The 15049-nt window shown below is 40.0% G+C and carries 11 protein-coding genes and 2 pseudogenes; 9 read left to right on the forward strand and 4 right to left on the reverse strand.

The annotated features are described in order from the left end of the window. Nucleotides 1–56 precede the first annotated feature (56 nt). Genes PRIP_RS09090 through PRIP_RS09105 form a run of 4 tightly spaced genes read left to right on the forward strand, consistent with a single transcriptional unit; the run spans nt 57 to nt 3160 of the window. The gene (locus PRIP_RS09090) at nt 57–359 is read left to right on the forward strand and encodes a PadR family transcriptional regulator (protein WP_036100952.1); all 303 of its coding nucleotides are present in this window, start codon (nt 57–59) and stop codon (nt 357–359) included. 18 nt (nt 360–377) lie between these two features. After that, a complete protein-coding gene (locus PRIP_RS16295; protein ID WP_052008840.1) occupies nt 378–1451 on the forward strand; it encodes a pentapeptide repeat-containing protein in 1074 nt (357 codons plus the stop codon). 15 nt (nt 1452–1466) lie between these two features. Next, on the forward strand, nt 1467–2402 hold the full coding sequence (locus PRIP_RS09100; RefSeq protein ID WP_036100914.1) for a daunorubicin resistance protein DrrA family ABC transporter ATP-binding protein: 936 nt from the start codon (nt 1467–1469) through the stop codon (nt 2400–2402). Then, nucleotides 2399–3160 carry an ABC transporter permease gene (locus tag PRIP_RS09105; protein WP_036084359.1) on the forward strand — a complete coding sequence of 254 codons (762 nt, stop codon included), beginning with the start codon at nt 2399–2401 and terminating at the stop codon, nt 3158–3160. The genes PRIP_RS09100 and PRIP_RS09105 overlap by 4 nt, the downstream gene beginning before the upstream one ends. Before the next feature lie 47 nt (nt 3161–3207). Here PRIP_RS09105 and PRIP_RS09110 read toward each other — a convergent pair. After that, nucleotides 3208–4730: pseudogene (locus tag PRIP_RS09110) on the reverse strand (AMP-binding protein). 358 nt (nt 4731–5088) lie between these two features. Between PRIP_RS09110 and PRIP_RS09115 the strand changes: the two are divergent. Both PRIP_RS09115 and PRIP_RS09120 read left to right on the forward strand, forming a co-directional pair. Further along, nucleotides 5089–6585: pseudogene (locus PRIP_RS09115) on the forward strand (DNA/RNA helicase domain-containing protein). Nucleotides 6586–6606: 21 nt separating this feature from the next. After that, entirely contained in the window at nt 6607–6936 is a 330-nt protein-coding gene (locus tag PRIP_RS09120; protein WP_221636738.1) for a nucleotide pyrophosphohydrolase, read from the forward strand. A gap of 43 nt (nt 6937–6979) precedes the next feature. Here the strand turns inward: PRIP_RS09120 and PRIP_RS09125 are convergent, their stop codons facing one another. The 3 genes from PRIP_RS09125 to PRIP_RS09130 form a co-directional block, all read right to left on the reverse strand. Beyond that, the gene (locus tag PRIP_RS09125) at nt 6980–8392 is read right to left on the reverse strand and encodes an MFS transporter (RefSeq protein ID WP_036100915.1); all 1413 of its coding nucleotides are present in this window, start codon (nt 8390–8392) and stop codon (nt 6980–6982) included. 293 nt (nt 8393–8685) lie between these two features. Then, nucleotides 8686–8778 (reverse strand): putative holin-like toxin, encoded by a 93-nt coding sequence (locus PRIP_RS16995; RefSeq protein WP_159101534.1) that lies wholly within the window; start codon nt 8776–8778, stop codon nt 8686–8688. Nucleotides 8779–8981: 203 nt separating this feature from the next. Next, the gene (locus tag PRIP_RS09130; RefSeq protein ID WP_036084351.1) at nt 8982–9701 is read right to left on the reverse strand and encodes a YebC/PmpR family DNA-binding transcriptional regulator; all 720 of its coding nucleotides are present in this window, start codon (nt 9699–9701) and stop codon (nt 8982–8984) included. A gap of 446 nt (nt 9702–10147) precedes the next feature. Here PRIP_RS09130 and PRIP_RS16300 point away from each other — a divergent pair, with 446 nt between their 5' ends. Genes PRIP_RS16300 through PRIP_RS18250 form a run of 3 tightly spaced genes read left to right on the forward strand, consistent with a single transcriptional unit; the run spans nt 10148 to nt 15046 of the window. Then, nucleotides 10148–14395: a collagen binding domain-containing protein gene (locus PRIP_RS16300; protein WP_052008841.1), complete on the forward strand. Its 4248-nt coding sequence runs from the start codon at nt 10148–10150 to the stop codon at nt 14393–14395. Then, the gene (locus PRIP_RS17170) at nt 14341–14967 is read left to right on the forward strand and encodes an MSCRAMM family protein (protein WP_052008842.1); all 627 of its coding nucleotides are present in this window, start codon (nt 14341–14343) and stop codon (nt 14965–14967) included. The genes PRIP_RS16300 and PRIP_RS17170 overlap by 55 nt, the downstream gene beginning before the upstream one ends. Next, on the forward strand, nt 14930–15046 hold the full coding sequence (locus tag PRIP_RS18250) for an LPXTG cell wall anchor domain-containing protein (protein ID WP_420912116.1): 117 nt from the start codon (nt 14930–14932) through the stop codon (nt 15044–15046). Before PRIP_RS17170 ends, PRIP_RS18250 begins: the two co-directional genes overlap by 38 nt. Nucleotides 15047–15049 lie beyond the last annotated feature (3 nt).

Consider the following 15049-nt stretch of genomic DNA (forward strand, 5'->3'; position numbering starts at 1 on the left):
ATGTATTATATACTCATGGAGGCGATCACAATGCTGATAAAAAGCTTTCCTCGGATTTGCTTCGAGGACACACAGATACCATTATTTTGAAGTTATTAATGAGCGGCGATAAATACGGTTACGATATTTTAAAGTTGATTCAGACAAATTCAAACGGGGAATATGAACTGAAGGAAGCAACGATGTATTCGAGTTTGAAGCGTTTAGAAAAAGAGGACTACATTACCTCTTATTGGGGCGATGCAACGCAAGGCGGTCGTCGAAAATACTACAAGTTAACAGAAAAAGGCGAAGAATTGTACGCTGAAAATAAGAAGCAATGGGAGTCTGCTAAGCGCATTCTCGACCAGTTGCTATAAGGAAAGAGGTTAAAAGTGATGAAAGAGAAGTTGACTCTACACATTGATGAAGTGTTCGCCGGATACGAGCTAACGGATGAAATACATGAATTGAAAGAAGAACTGGTCCACGATTTACAAGAGAAGTTCAATGATTTGAAAGAGCAAGGTTACGAAGACGAAGAAGCGTATGAAATGACCATCCATTCACTAGGCGATGTTTCCGAGATTATCGAAAGCATCGGCGGGCAAAAGCTAGAAGATACCACTCCAATGGAATTCGGGACTGGTGGTATGAAAGGCATGCATGTTCATGACGGCAAATTCAAAAACAGTACACTACAGGGTGCTGATTTCACAGGCTCGAACTTGACGGGCAGTAGCTTTGAAGGTAGCAATATGAATGCCGCGCGTTTCGATGGCTCTGATTTACGCGAAGCCAAACTAACAAATGCGACATTGAAAAATGCTAGTTTCACGAATAGTACGCTGGATAATGTGAACTTTAAATATTCGAATTTGTCGGGTATTAATTTCGACCATCAAACAATTTCTGAAGGTACGTTTGATTACGCGAATGTTACCGATGCCTCGTTCGAAGACGTTGATTTTCACGGCGTTAGCTTCAAAGGAATTTACGCGAAAAAAAGCGATGGACTGCCAAGCTTCAAAGGCTCTAGCTTATCCAATACGAATTTTTCAATCGTTACACTAAAAGGCGCGAATTTCAGTTACGCGAACTTGAGCAACTGTACATTCAATGCTTCTGAGCTCACTGGAGCCTCATTTGAAGGTGCTGATTTAACATTTGCGGAGCTGAAAAAATCAGCAATACGCAAATCCAATTTCAAAAATGCGATTATGGATCAAGCGGATTTCACGCATTCTGATCTATCTGGCGTGAACTTCGACGGCGAGATTTTCCGTGGCACGAACTTCAGAGGTACGGGACTTATCGACGCTTCCTTCCAAAACGCGATTTTTGAAAATGTTTCTTTCAAAGGCAGTTATGTAAAACGAGCAAATTTCGACGGCGCCATCATGGACGCTGCGTCTTATGAAAGTCTAAAAAGTAATCGAAAAGCCGACTTAAGCGGCATTATCCTATCGTAAAAGGAGTGAAAAATCATGCTAGAAACTGTGATTTCAGTAAATAATCTCGAGAAATCTTATAAAAACGTAGATGTCTTGAAAAAAATCAATTTTACCGTTAAAAAAGGATCGATTTTCGCGCTGTTGGGATCCAATGGCGCGGGAAAAACCACAACAATTCGTATTTTGACGACGCTAATCAAGCCAGATCGTGGCGATGCGCAAGTTTGTAGTGCGGATGTGGTGAAACAAGGAAATAAAGTACGCGAAGCAATTAGCTTAACAGGCCAATCCGTAGCAGTGGACGATATTTTGACAGGCCGTGAAAATTTGCGATTAATCGCGAAATTACGCCATTTACCGAACGCGAAAGAAGTTGCAGACGAGTTGTTGGAACGATTTAATCTAACGGATGCAGCGGATCGGGCACTTGCGACCTACTCTGGTGGAATGAGACGCAGGCTTGATCTAGCCATGAGCTTAGTTGGAACACCGAGTGTTATTTTTTTAGATGAACCGACGACTGGGCTGGATCCACAAAGTCGGATGGCGATGTGGAAAATTATTCGTGAGCTTGCGGATGGTGGGACAACGGTATTTTTAACGACACAATATTTAGAAGAAGCAGAACAATTAGCGGACCAAATCGCGATACTAAATGAAGGCACAATCGTTGCAGATGGCACGGTCGCAGAATTGAAACAGCTATTGCCGAATGGGCATTTAGAGTTACGCTTTGCAGAACTGGATGAGGCAAAACAAGCCGAAGTCGCATTAGCAGCTTACACACCAGTTTTGGATGAGGCGGCACAAATTGTAACGGTAACAATGGACGGCACGGTGAAACAAATGATGGCGATTTTAGGAGAACTTGAAGGCGCTAACATACCTGTGTTGGAATTTTCGCAAAAATCACCGACATTAGAAGACGTATTTCTTAAAATTGTGGAACACGGAAAGGAAGGATTATGATGCGGAACAAGTGGAGTGATATGGTAGTCATGCTTGGGCGTAATATGCGTCATGCTTTTCGGAGTGTGGACACAATTATTACAACCATCGCGATGCCATTAATGATGATGTTATTGTTTGTGTATGTATTTGGCGGCTCGATTGATACAGGTTCAGAAGATTATATTAATTATGTCGTACCGGGAATTATGTTTCTATGTATTGCTCTTGGAACGACTTACACAGCGGTTCGGCTCAACAATGACGTCACAAAAGGTATTATTGACCGCTTTCATTCAATGCCAATCGCAAAATCTTCTATTTTGACAGGACATGTCGTAACTTCAATCGTGTTTAACTTAATTTCCACATTATTCATCGTGCTAATCGCATTTATACTCGGATTCCGACCAGAAGCAGGATTTGTCGGCTGGCTCGTTATCATCTTGATCTTACTATTATTTACGCTAGCGATGACATGGATTGCCGTTGTCTCAGGCCTACTTGCAAAATCAGCAGAAGGCTCTGGAACGTTCAGCTACCTCGTATTGATGCTATTATTCGTCAGCTCAGCGTTCACACCGACCGATTCGATGAACAATGTCGTTCGTGCATTTGCAGAAAACCAACCAATGACGCCAATTATCGAAAGTGTCCGCTCACTTCTTGTGGGCAACGTAAATACAGGCGATGTTTGGACAGCAATCGCTTGGTGCGCAGGGATTTTCCTAGTCGCATGGGTTGCTGCGATACAAATTTATAAACACCGCACAGCATAAAAATAAACAAGGCAACCGTCGTAATTTGGATGGTTACCTTGTTTATTTTAGTTTTGTTGTAAAGAACGTTCTAGCTCTAGTCGCTGAATTTTCATCGTCGCCGTACGAGGCATTTCCTCATATTTCATAATAATCGGCTCATTTAGATGCGGCATATCAGAGACCTTTTTCCACCACAAGTCCCAGTTCATTTCTTTACTTTCATTTACCGCGATGATTGGCTGCGGACTACCGTTCTCCCCACGAATAATAACAACTTCATCTAAAAATGTCAGCTCATCAAGAATCGCATCCTCGATAGCAAGTGTACTTTCGATTTTATCGACCAAATCCACTTGGCGGTCAAGCAACGATAGTACGCCAAATCGGCTTTTCACACCGTAATCGCCACTGTCCCACCAAGCCCCATACACATTTTCCTCAAAACGAGGCGTCTCTTTGTAGTACGTCAACGCCCGACCTTTCGAGAACATTTGAATATTACCGCTTACACCAGCTTTGACAGGCGTCCCATTTTGATCCACAATTCGAGCTTTCGTCAGCCGAGGCATCCCGATTCCCATCGCCCGCGCATTCGTATTTTTCAGTGAAGATTTTGTATGGAAGCGCATAATCATCGGCCCGCATTCACTTTGCCCATACACCTGCAAAAACACAGGTTTCCCGTGCTCCGAACAACGCAAAAACGTCGCCATCGTTTCCTTGTTTATCGCATCAAACGTCGAATGATAATACTTCAAACTTTGAAAAACTTCCGGTTTATCCCTAGCGAGCGAGGCCCATTGCACAAAATGATTCGGATGCGTTTCCAAAACCATTGGCTTATAATCCATCAAAACCTTCGTAACATTCTCCCGACTCGGATTGGCAATTGGCAGCAACGGAAAACCTTTCGCCATCAACGACGAAATCCCAATATTAAAACGAGAATGTACAGGCGAAATATGAAAAGCAACAAGCCCACGCTTACGAATCAAGCTCAGAATATTCTTTTGCCATTTCGTCCGCCATCCCATTGAATTCGCCGAGTGAGCGATTAACTTAGGCACACCAGTCGTTCCAGAAGTGTGCGTCATGTAAGAAATCGTATCTAAAGGTAACTTATCTTGAGCGCAAGGCTGTTCAAAAGCAGTCGCAAGAATTTCCTCAACAGCAATCAATTTCTGCTTAGACATGTTCTGAAGAATCTGAGCTTTATGCGCCGTATCTCCATCAAAAATCATCCAAGGATCATCCAGCCGAGAAACAAGAATATCCATCGTTTCAGCAGGAAGATGCGGCGAAATCATAATCGGAACCGCGCAAGATAAGAAACAGCAACAGCCAAGAGATACGTGTCGAATTTCGCAGACTTATAAATAATCACTTTCTCACCCTTTTTAACCCCAAGAGTATGAATTTGCGAAGCCTTCGTGATTAGTGCATCCTTGGCCCCGAGATATGTAGTTTGCAATTGCAGCTCAGGAAAAGCAGTCAACGGCTCATCAAAGTAAATAGCCTGCGTCGGAAATTTCTCAGCAGCCTCGGCGAAATTAGAATAAAGATTTAGCGGTTTGTATTTGTTAAACATGGGTGGATGGTCAACTCCTTTTTAGTTGTGATGGGGTTATTATAGCATTTTGGAAGCGGGATTTACAGGGGTTAGTGAAAAAGTGTGCAAAAATATTTTGGGAAATAGAGGATAATATTTCATTTTTAAATCAGTTTATACATGCGTGAAATCAAACGGTATATTATACTAAAGATACATAAACAAAAAATCAAAGCATTACTAGGAGAGATGATATGACTTCAGAACTGATACAGATAAAAAAAATTTAAAAAAAGCTTCTATCCGAGAAATAAATGCAACATACTTTAACAACTATCCAATAGTGTATATTCTGTATACAAATGCCAAAAAAGAAACGGCATATATAGGGCAAACAGTGCACTTACAAAGAAGAATGCAAAAGCACCTAAGTGATGCTTCAAGAAAAAAACTCGATACAGCTTTATTTATTGGCAATGAGAAGTTTAATCAATCTGCGACTTACAATATAGAAACGAACTTAATTAACTTTTTTATTGCAGATAAAAAATACGAGTTGCAAAACAAAAGTCAAACTATGGATAGCAAAATGCATGACTACTACAATAAAGAATACTATGATCAAACTTTTTTCAAGCATATATGGGAAGAATTAAGGCAACATAAAGTTGTAAGGGAATCTTTGGAAGAGCTGCGGAATAAAGATGTTTTTAAGTTATCACCATATAAAGAACTATCGGCAGAACAAATGGATTTGAAATATCATATAATTGATTACTGCAAAAAGCACATTAATGATGGCCAACACAGTATTTTCTTTATTGAAGGAGATGCTGGTACAGGAAAAAGCGTAGTTTTGAGCTCTACTTTTAATACCATTCAAGATTTTTCATACGACAAATCTTCCAAACTATATGGTACTAAAAACTACCTGTTAGTTAATCACCAAGAAATGCTTAAAACATATAAGGAAATTTCAGAAAGTCTCCCAAATTTAAAAAAGAAGAGCTTTATGAAGCCAACAAGTTTTATAAACCAGCAAACGAAATCGAACGCATCTGTTGCAGATATTGTATTTGTAGACGAGGCCCATCTATTACTTTCAAAAAAAGATAGCTATAATAACTTCAAACAAGATAATCATCTAGAAGAGATTATTAAACAAAGTAAAATCACGATAGTCGTTTTTGATAGAAGACAAGTGCTTAAATTAAAAAGTTACTGGGACTCGAAGATGTTGGATAGTATAAAAAAAAGGCTTGCACAGCGAAGTATTTATGCTGACGAATCAATTTCGAATTCAAGCTGAAGAGCGTGTATTGAATTGGATAGATGCATTTTCAAACAAGAAAGTACTAGATCTACCAGATAATAAAAAGGATAGTTTTGAATTAAAAAATTTTTTTCAGATGCAGATAAAATGTATCAAGAAATTAGAAAGAAAAACGAAGAATATGGTCTGTCTCGGCTTGTTGCGACTTTTGATTATATGCATAAAAAAGATGGTCAAGATTATTTTATTGAAGAGGGAAATTTCAAACTACCATGGAACAGAACACATTATAAAAATACATGGGCTGAACAGGAATCTACAATTGATGAAGTTGGTTCCATTTATACGATTCAGGGCTTCGACTTAAATTATGTAGGTGTGATACTAGGCCCCTCTGTTTCATACAACTTTGAGAAACAAGAGTTAGAGATTATAACAACAAAATACGAAGACCTAGAAGCATTCAGAGGACGAGATGATATTTCTAAGGATAAAATGAGTGAAATAAAACAACAGATTATCTTAAATTCTATTAATGTCTTAATGAAACGAGGAATTAATGGTCTATATATCTATGCTAGTGACCCTAAGCTACAGCAAAAATTGATGTCGTTATATTAATAGTATTAGGAGGTTTTCAAATTGAATCAGAGTATGGACAAGATTAATAAATTCAGGGATGAGCGTGATTGGAGACAATTTCATAATCCAAAAGATTTATCAATTTCAATTTCATTGGAGGCTGCTGAATTACTAGAGAACTTTCAATGGAGAACTAGCGAGGAAGTTTTAGCAGGAGATATGGAAAATGTGAAAGAGGAACTTGCAGATATTTTGATATATTCATTTATGCTAGCTTCGGATTTAGGCTTAGATATAGATGAAATTATTGCAGAAAAGTTACTGAAAAATAATTTGAAATACCCAATCTCAACCAGTAAAGGGAGCAATAAAAAGTATACTGATTTCTAAAGAATAAAGCACTGAGTTTGGCGGAAATCTCAGTGCTTGTTCTTCATATCCTCCTCGGCAACCTAAACACCAACACAAAACAAACCACCAACAACGCAATATTCACGTACATACTCATCTGCAAGCTATCGGAAAACGCGTTAGCCTGCGAATGTGCGGTGGTATTATCTAATGTTCTAAAAAATACTGATCCAACAACGGCAATCCCGAATGATGAACCGATACGTTGCGCCGTGTTAAACATCCCACTCGCACCGCCACGTTCAGGACCGACGACCGTTGAAAGTGTAAAACTGTTAAGTGGCGCAATAATCAAACCACTCCCAATTCCCGCTGTAAATAACGGCAAGGACATCCACCATGCGGAAAATACGCCATCATGTAGATGAAAAACGAGTGAAACGCCAGATAATCCGATAATGACTAACACAACGCCGAGATGTAGTAACTTCCGCCCGATTTTCATGATAAAACGATTACTATTCGCTGCTGCAAGGACACTCCCAATCGCGAATGGCGTAATCGCAAGGCCTGACGAAATCGCGGATTGACCAAAACCTGTTTGCCATGTCACGGATAAAATAAAGAAAATACTCGTAAATGCCGCAAAATAAACAAGTGATAATACCATTCCAGATACAAATGGCTGATTTTTAAGCAAGTTTGGTGAAATTAACGGCTGCTTTCCTTTTTTTGCTTGGCGTGCACTCCACCAATATAACAAAAGAAAAACAGGAATAGATGAAGCCATCCAAATATAATCAACTAGTCTAAAACCGTTGGAACCACGTGAAATCACAGGGTAAAGCAACATCATCAAAGCTAGCGTTAATCCCAAAACACCAGGAATATCAAAGCGTACTTTCTCTTTCGGAGCCTGATGTTTAGGCAAGTAAAGCATTGCTAAAACAAGTGTCACCAGAACAATTGGTACATTCACAAAAAACACTGCGCGCCAACCGTTATCAGCACCAAATAGTTCGATTAATAAACCACCGGCTAATGGTCCAATTGCTGTCCCAACACCAATAACAGACCCTAAAATTCCGAAAATTTTGCCGAGATGTTTGCCACTATACATGTCCATTATTACCGCATTGATTTGTGGAAAGAATAAGCCGGCGCCAAGGCCTTGTATCACCCGAGAAATAATTAGGCTTTCCTCAGATTGCGCGTATCCGGCCGTAATACTCATGATTAAAAATAGCAAAATCCCGAAAATATAAAGATTCTTCCGACCGAAGCGATCGCCTAGCCTTCCAGCCAAGATAAGCACAACACCAAATGCAAGTGCATACCCAGAAATAATCCACTCAATGGACTGGCTAGTAGCATGAAGCGCAACAGTTATATCAGGTAGCGCGACATTTACAATTGTAGTGTCAAGTAATGAAATGAAAGCACCAAGCATGATTGAAATTAGTGCTAATGTTTTTCGTCTGTTTGTTTTTTCCATTTTCCAGCCCCCTCTGTATACAGTTTATTTCCTCCAATTCAGATTTTAAACTGTCCTTCGTTAGTATATGCTATAATCCGCGAGAAATCCATTTTGTAATCGATGAATTTGTGGAGCCGCAATGACGTGAATGTGTGTAAGCATTGCAAAAAGAAGGTAGAGTTGTTATAATGAGATTGAAAAAGAGAGTCATGTTGGTAGCATGACTCTCCTAACAAGATCATGTCAAGAATGGTCGGCTATTTATTTGTTAAATAAACTATCTCTCATAGCCTTGCACGCCAAAGAGTAGTTTATTTTTTTCGATCATTTTTCACGTAAGTTAACAGGGCAAGGGTGTATATCCCAAAAGCAAGCATAATTTCTATTGCCGTCCCAACTTCCATTTTATCACCTCCAATCTCGCTGACTGGGGTGCAAACAATCATAGGCGTCACCCCACTTTCATTCGGAGGTTAGCCAACTACTCATAACATTTACTTGTTAGTATCCATTCTATATGAAAATGTGGTTAAAAACAACTCCCAATGTATTGTTTTTGACACAAAGAAAGGGATGCATCCCAAATCGGCGGTGCACCTCTTTATTATTATTCTCCTAAATCCACGTTATGATAGACTTTCTGCACATCTTCTAAATCTTCTAGTGCATCAAGCATTTTCTCGAATTTCACTAAGTCTTCTTCGCCTAAAGTTACTTCATTCTGTGGAATCATTTCGATTTCGGCAACGGTGAATTCTTCAATACCCGCTGTTTTCAATGCTTCTTGTACGCTATGGAAATCCTCTGGTTCTGCGTAAACAATCGCTTGACCATCTTCGTCTAGCACATCACGAACGTCAATGTCTGCTTCCATCAATAATTCCAATAGTTCATCTGCATCTTTATCGGCAATCCCGAAAATCGCTGTATTATCAAACATATAAGCAACGGAGCCGCTCACGCCCATGTTTCCGCCGTTTTTGCTGTAGGCCGCGCGAACGTCTGATGCAGTGCGGTTAACGTTATTTGTTAAAGCATCTACAATGACCATCGAGCCGTTTGGACCAAAGCCTTCGTAACGTAGTTCGGAATAGTTTTCATCGCCTGTACCTTTTGCTTTTTCGATAGCGCGGTCGATGATGTGTTTTGGTACGTTGTATGTTTTGGCGCGCTCAATAACGAAGCGCAGTTTTTGATTAGAATGTGGGTCTGGATCGCCTTGTTTTGCGGCTACATAGATTTCAACCCCGAACTTTGCGTAAATACGACTGTTATTTGCGTCTTTTGATGCTTTCTTTTCTTTAATATTTGCCCATTTGCGGCCCATATTACCACTCTCTTTCTGATTAGGAGTTCCTTTACTTGTTTCATTATAAATGTATTAGGACGATTTGTTAAGTCTGATGTGAAATTCTTGCAAAAAAACACCAGCCTTCAATTTCCAAAAACTAAAAAATAAAACTGGTTCAAAAGAACTATTTTTTTAATTGCCTAGTATATATAAAGCGCAAAAATTTCACAAATAAAACATAAAAACGGCTAATTGTGGCGAAAATGTGACAAATGTGTACGTGATGTCATGAAAAGGTGAATAATGTTACTAAATCATCATTTTGTGTTTTAGCTCTAGTTTTTAAAATTGTTTAGGTGTAAACTAGCGATATTGAAATGATGAATAAGCGTAGATTCTTTTATTCATGCGGTGTTTGTGTAATATTGATTTAGCTTTGACATGTTTTGGAGAGGGCTTTTTTCATTGGAAGGGGAATCAAGATGAAAAGGTTTTTTAGTCTTTTCGCTGTTCTTCTCTTGATACTACAAATGATTTTACCGCAAATGGTTTTAGCACAAACAACTACGGATACAAAAGAGATAAACGGCGCTGTATTAGTGAATATTATTGTGAATAAAAACACAGATGCGACAAGTAACTATACGATTAGTGGGCAGATGGTAAATCATTCGGATAAAGCGAAGACTGGAACAGTGACGGTTTCTGATAATGTGAAGGTCTCAGCGATTCAGGATGCTGTCGTGCTGGATGCCCAACAACATGTCATTGGCAAATATGATGTGGCAAATAATGCGATTACGTTCCCTATTCCTGAGAATTCGGATACGGTATTTACCCTTCACGTAAATGGTAAATATGTTGGTGATCTTGCGAAGGATCACGTGACTTTTTCGGATGGGGTGCATGTAATTTCAAAGGATGTTGGTAAAATCGTTGAGCCTCAACAAGACGAAATAACGGCAACGGTGCCAGCAAGTCAAACGCAACCTGAGAATGTTACTATTCCAAAACGCGATACGGTTGTAAAAAAAGTGAAGGAAAATAGTCCGCGTAACCTGAAAGATATTTTTGCAGAGCTTGGTTATCCAAGTGAGGAAAGCTCGATTTTGTCGGATATGAAAGTGACGTACAAAGATAAGAATGGTAATGTGATAACAGAGCCAACTGTGAATGATAAAATTGAATTTGCGTTTGACTGGCACATCCCCAATGATGTAGGTGAGTTAGTGAATGCTGGGGATTATTACATATTTGAATTACCTGACAATATAAAAATTCCTAAAAATATGACAATTGAACTTGGCGAATTTGGAACAGCGACGGTAGACACGAATGGGACAGTGATAATTACATTCACCGATGAAGTAAAAAATAATTCAGATGTAAATGGAACGCTTCATTTTGATGCTGGATTTAATGAGAACGTGATTGATGGACCAGGCGATATGTCAATCAAGGTTCCAGACGAAGTTAATTTGCCGAGCACAGAAGTTCCGATTAAGCCTTTTGGTGCGGCGATGATTGATAAGAGTGGCCATTTTGATAAGGTGCAAAATCCGGACCGTATCATTTGGAATGTGGACATTAATAAAGGCTTGAAGACAGTGAATAATGCAAAAGTAACAGAGGCATTTCCTGCTGGTTTGACGTATGAGTCTGTGAAAGTATACCAAATTGGCGTTGACTTACACGGAAAAGTTATTCCTAATAGCGAAAAGCTTATAACGACTGGCTACACGACGGATGCGAACGGAAATGTTACGTTTACCGAACCAATTGATGAAGCATATCGATTGGAATATATAACAAAAATAAATAATGATAAAAAGCCGTTTGCAGGTGGTACGGTTACTTTTAAGAATAATGTGACTTTGACTAGTGATAATTTAGATGATTTAGCAACTTCAGCAACTGTGAGTGCTAAATATGGGAAAGTTGTTGCAAAAGCAGCAACGAATTATGACTCGAAAGATCAAACCTTCAGTTGGACGATAAAATATAATTACGGTGAGAAGCACATTAGCAAAGATGACGCGGTGATCACAGACACTTTTGGCTCGGATAAAATGATTTTGGTAAGTGATTCTGTGCAACTGTACAATATGACATTTGATTCTAGTGGCAAGGAAATCAAAGGTGCGGCGCTAGTTAAAGGCACGGATTATGAACTTCTTCCTACGGCAAACGGTTTTGAAATTCACTTTTTGCATGATGTGAATGGTGCTGTAAAAATCGATTATAAAACGGGCATTTCAGGCACATTAACCGAAAATATTAACATTTCGAACAAAGTTGATATTTCTACGGGACAAAATAGTAATGGTTTAGGAACGATGTATCAACAAAGCCTAGTGAAAAAACTTGCTGATGTGAACTATGATACGAAGACGGCTTCGTGGGTTATCGATGTTAATAAAAATCATTATTTTATGAAAAACTGGGCAATGACTGATGCTTTGAGTCATGGCTTGACGCTAATTCCGGATTCTTTGAAGGTATACGATGTGAACCAAAAACACGAACTTGTAGAGGGAACAGACTATACTTTTGCATATGACAAGGATACAAATATTTTTAAAATGGAGTTCTTGAATAGTTACAAAGATGGTACGGAAAATCAATTCCGAATTTCCTATGATACGAAATACGACATGAATGTGTTACGTGGCAACGACTCCGAGTTGAGTTTCAAAAATGATGTCTCGGCCACTTGGATAGATCAAAATGGAGACCCGAAAACGAGTAAGGACTATGTGATTTTCAAACCAAATGATCCAACGAAATACAATGGTTTCAAAAATGGCTCTTATAACGCGCAAACGAAGTTGATTACATGGGCTATTGGTGTGAACTATGATGATATTGATTTGAAAAATGCAAAAGTAGTAGATCCGATTCTTGGAAATCAGCAATTTGTTTCAGGTTCTGTGAAGATTTACCATTATACGATTCATCATGATGGCTCCATTGTTAAAGGGGAAGAAATTAGTGATTATTCTGATTTCGTGATTGATGAGCCTTCAAATAAGAACGAGGATACGTTGACGGTCAATTTCCCAGATGGCAAAGCAGCGATGTACTTGATTGAGTTCGACACGAGCGTGAAGGGGCAACTTGTTTCGGCGAACTACAAGAACGATGCAGTTTTCCAAAACGATACGTATCCCAATCAGACGCTAAGCGCGGATGTATCTGTGACGAACGGTGGTAAATTTGCGGTGAAATCAGGGATGCAGGATGATGACGGGTATGTGAATTGGTCGGTGACGGTGAATCCGAGCTTGTCGCAGTTGGATGATGTTGTTATGACGGACCACCCATCTACGAATCAGTCGATTGATTTGGATTCGCTAGTTATTTATGGCACGACGGTGAATGCTGACGGGACGCTTGTTGTGAACAAGAATGTGAAGTTGACGAAAGATGTGGACTACACGGCGACGCTCACGACGGATAATGAGACTGGCCAGCAGGAATTGAAAGTGACTTTTGCGAAACAATTGAATACCGCATTCGTGGTGCAGTACCGCACGATGGTGCTCATGACGGGTGACAAGGATAAAGTATCGAACAATGTTAAAATTACAGGGAATCATGAGGAAGAAGTGACTGGTGGCAGTGAAACATCACTAGACGTTGTTGTGTCGAACGGTGGCGGGACGGCGGTTGGAACGAAAGGCAGCATTACTTTCCAAAAAGTCGACCCGAACGATACGATACTACATGGCGCTAAATTTCAGCTTTTAGACAAGAATAACCGCGTCGTAGTACGAGAAGGAACGATAGGTCAAGACGGTAAGCTGACTTTTGGTAATTTGCCGTATGGTACGTATTACTTAAAAGAGGTGAAGGCCCCAGAAGGATTCTCGGTCAGCGATGAGTTAGTAAAAGGTAAAAAAGTAACGATTTCTAAAGACACAACGGATGCTAAAATTGCTGAAAAAATCGTGAACGCGGCGAATAAAGTAACATTTATGAAGCAAAATGAAGCGCATGATGCACTTTCAGGAGCCATTTTCAAATTACAATGGCAAGTTGGCAATGAATGGCTAGAAATTCGCGGAGATGAAACGTTTGAAACGGATTCGGACGGCAGACTTGTCATCGAAGGATTGCTTCCAGCGAATTATCGTTTAGTGGAAACGGTCGCGCCACACGGTTACGTTTTAAATACAGAACCTATTCCGTTCTCAGTAGTGCAAGACAGCAACGGTCAAATTGCAGATGTGGATGTCGTTCCATTTGTGAACTACAAAGGAAGTTTTGAATTTGAAAAACAAGATGATGCAGGAAATGCGCTAAGCGATGCAGCCTTCATTTTGCAAGACCAAACAGGAAAAACAGTTGCTACACTAGCATCCAATTCAGATGGAAAAGTAAGTGCCACGGACTTAGCGCCAGGCGATTACACGATTACGGAAGTTAAAGCACCGACTGGCTACATCCTAAACACGAAACCGATTCATTTTACAATTGCGAATCAGGCAAACGGCAAACCAGCCACAGAAATGCTCGATAATTTTACGAACTATAAAGGGCACGCCTCTCTTAAGAAAACCGGAGAAGATGGCGCAGCTCTGTCAGGCGCTGTATTCCAAGTGACAGACCAAGAAGGCAATATGATACGCGAGAATTTGATAACTAATTCAGATGCGTCGTTGATGTCACTGATTTGGCCCCAGGAACGTACCAGTTTATCGAAACTGCTGCACCGACAGGCTATTTAATTAACGAAACGCCAGTAAAATTCACAATCGCAGACAATGCAAACGGCGAACCAGTAAAAGTCCAAACGCAATTGACGGATTATCAAGGTTCTGTAGTTTTGAAAAAAGTAAATGATAGTGGGCAAACACTCGAAGGAGCGGCATTTGATTTACTAAGCGAAGATGGTACGGTCATTTCAAACTTAGTAACAGACGCAGACGGAAAAATTAGCGCCAGTGGCCTCGCGCCAGGCAATTACTACTTCACAGAAACAGCCGCGCCAGTAGGATATAAACTAGACAGCACGCCAATTCCGTTTACAATCCTCACAACAGCAGTAGACAAACCGGAATTAATTGAGCTCGAATTCACCAACAAGAAATTACCGCCACAAATCCTACCACCAAAACCAGTCGAACCCGAAAAACCAAATCACCCCAGAAAAACCGACAAAACCAGTGACACCAACGCCAAAACCACTCGAAGTAAGACCAGGGGAACAAACAATGCAACCAAAACCAATACCAAAAGCAGAAGTAACGCCAAAACCAGTAATCAAACCCGAAACCAAATTACCGCAAACCGGCGATAACAACGCGGAAACAGTTTTGTTTACACTTCTCGGCACAGCAATGATAGCAGCGTGGTTCAGGTTGTCTCGAAAACAATAAGCA

Source organism: Paenilisteria riparia FSL S10-1204, from assembly GCF_000525995.1.
Classification (GTDB): domain Bacteria; phylum Bacillota; class Bacilli; order Lactobacillales; family Listeriaceae; genus Listeria_A; species Listeria_A riparia.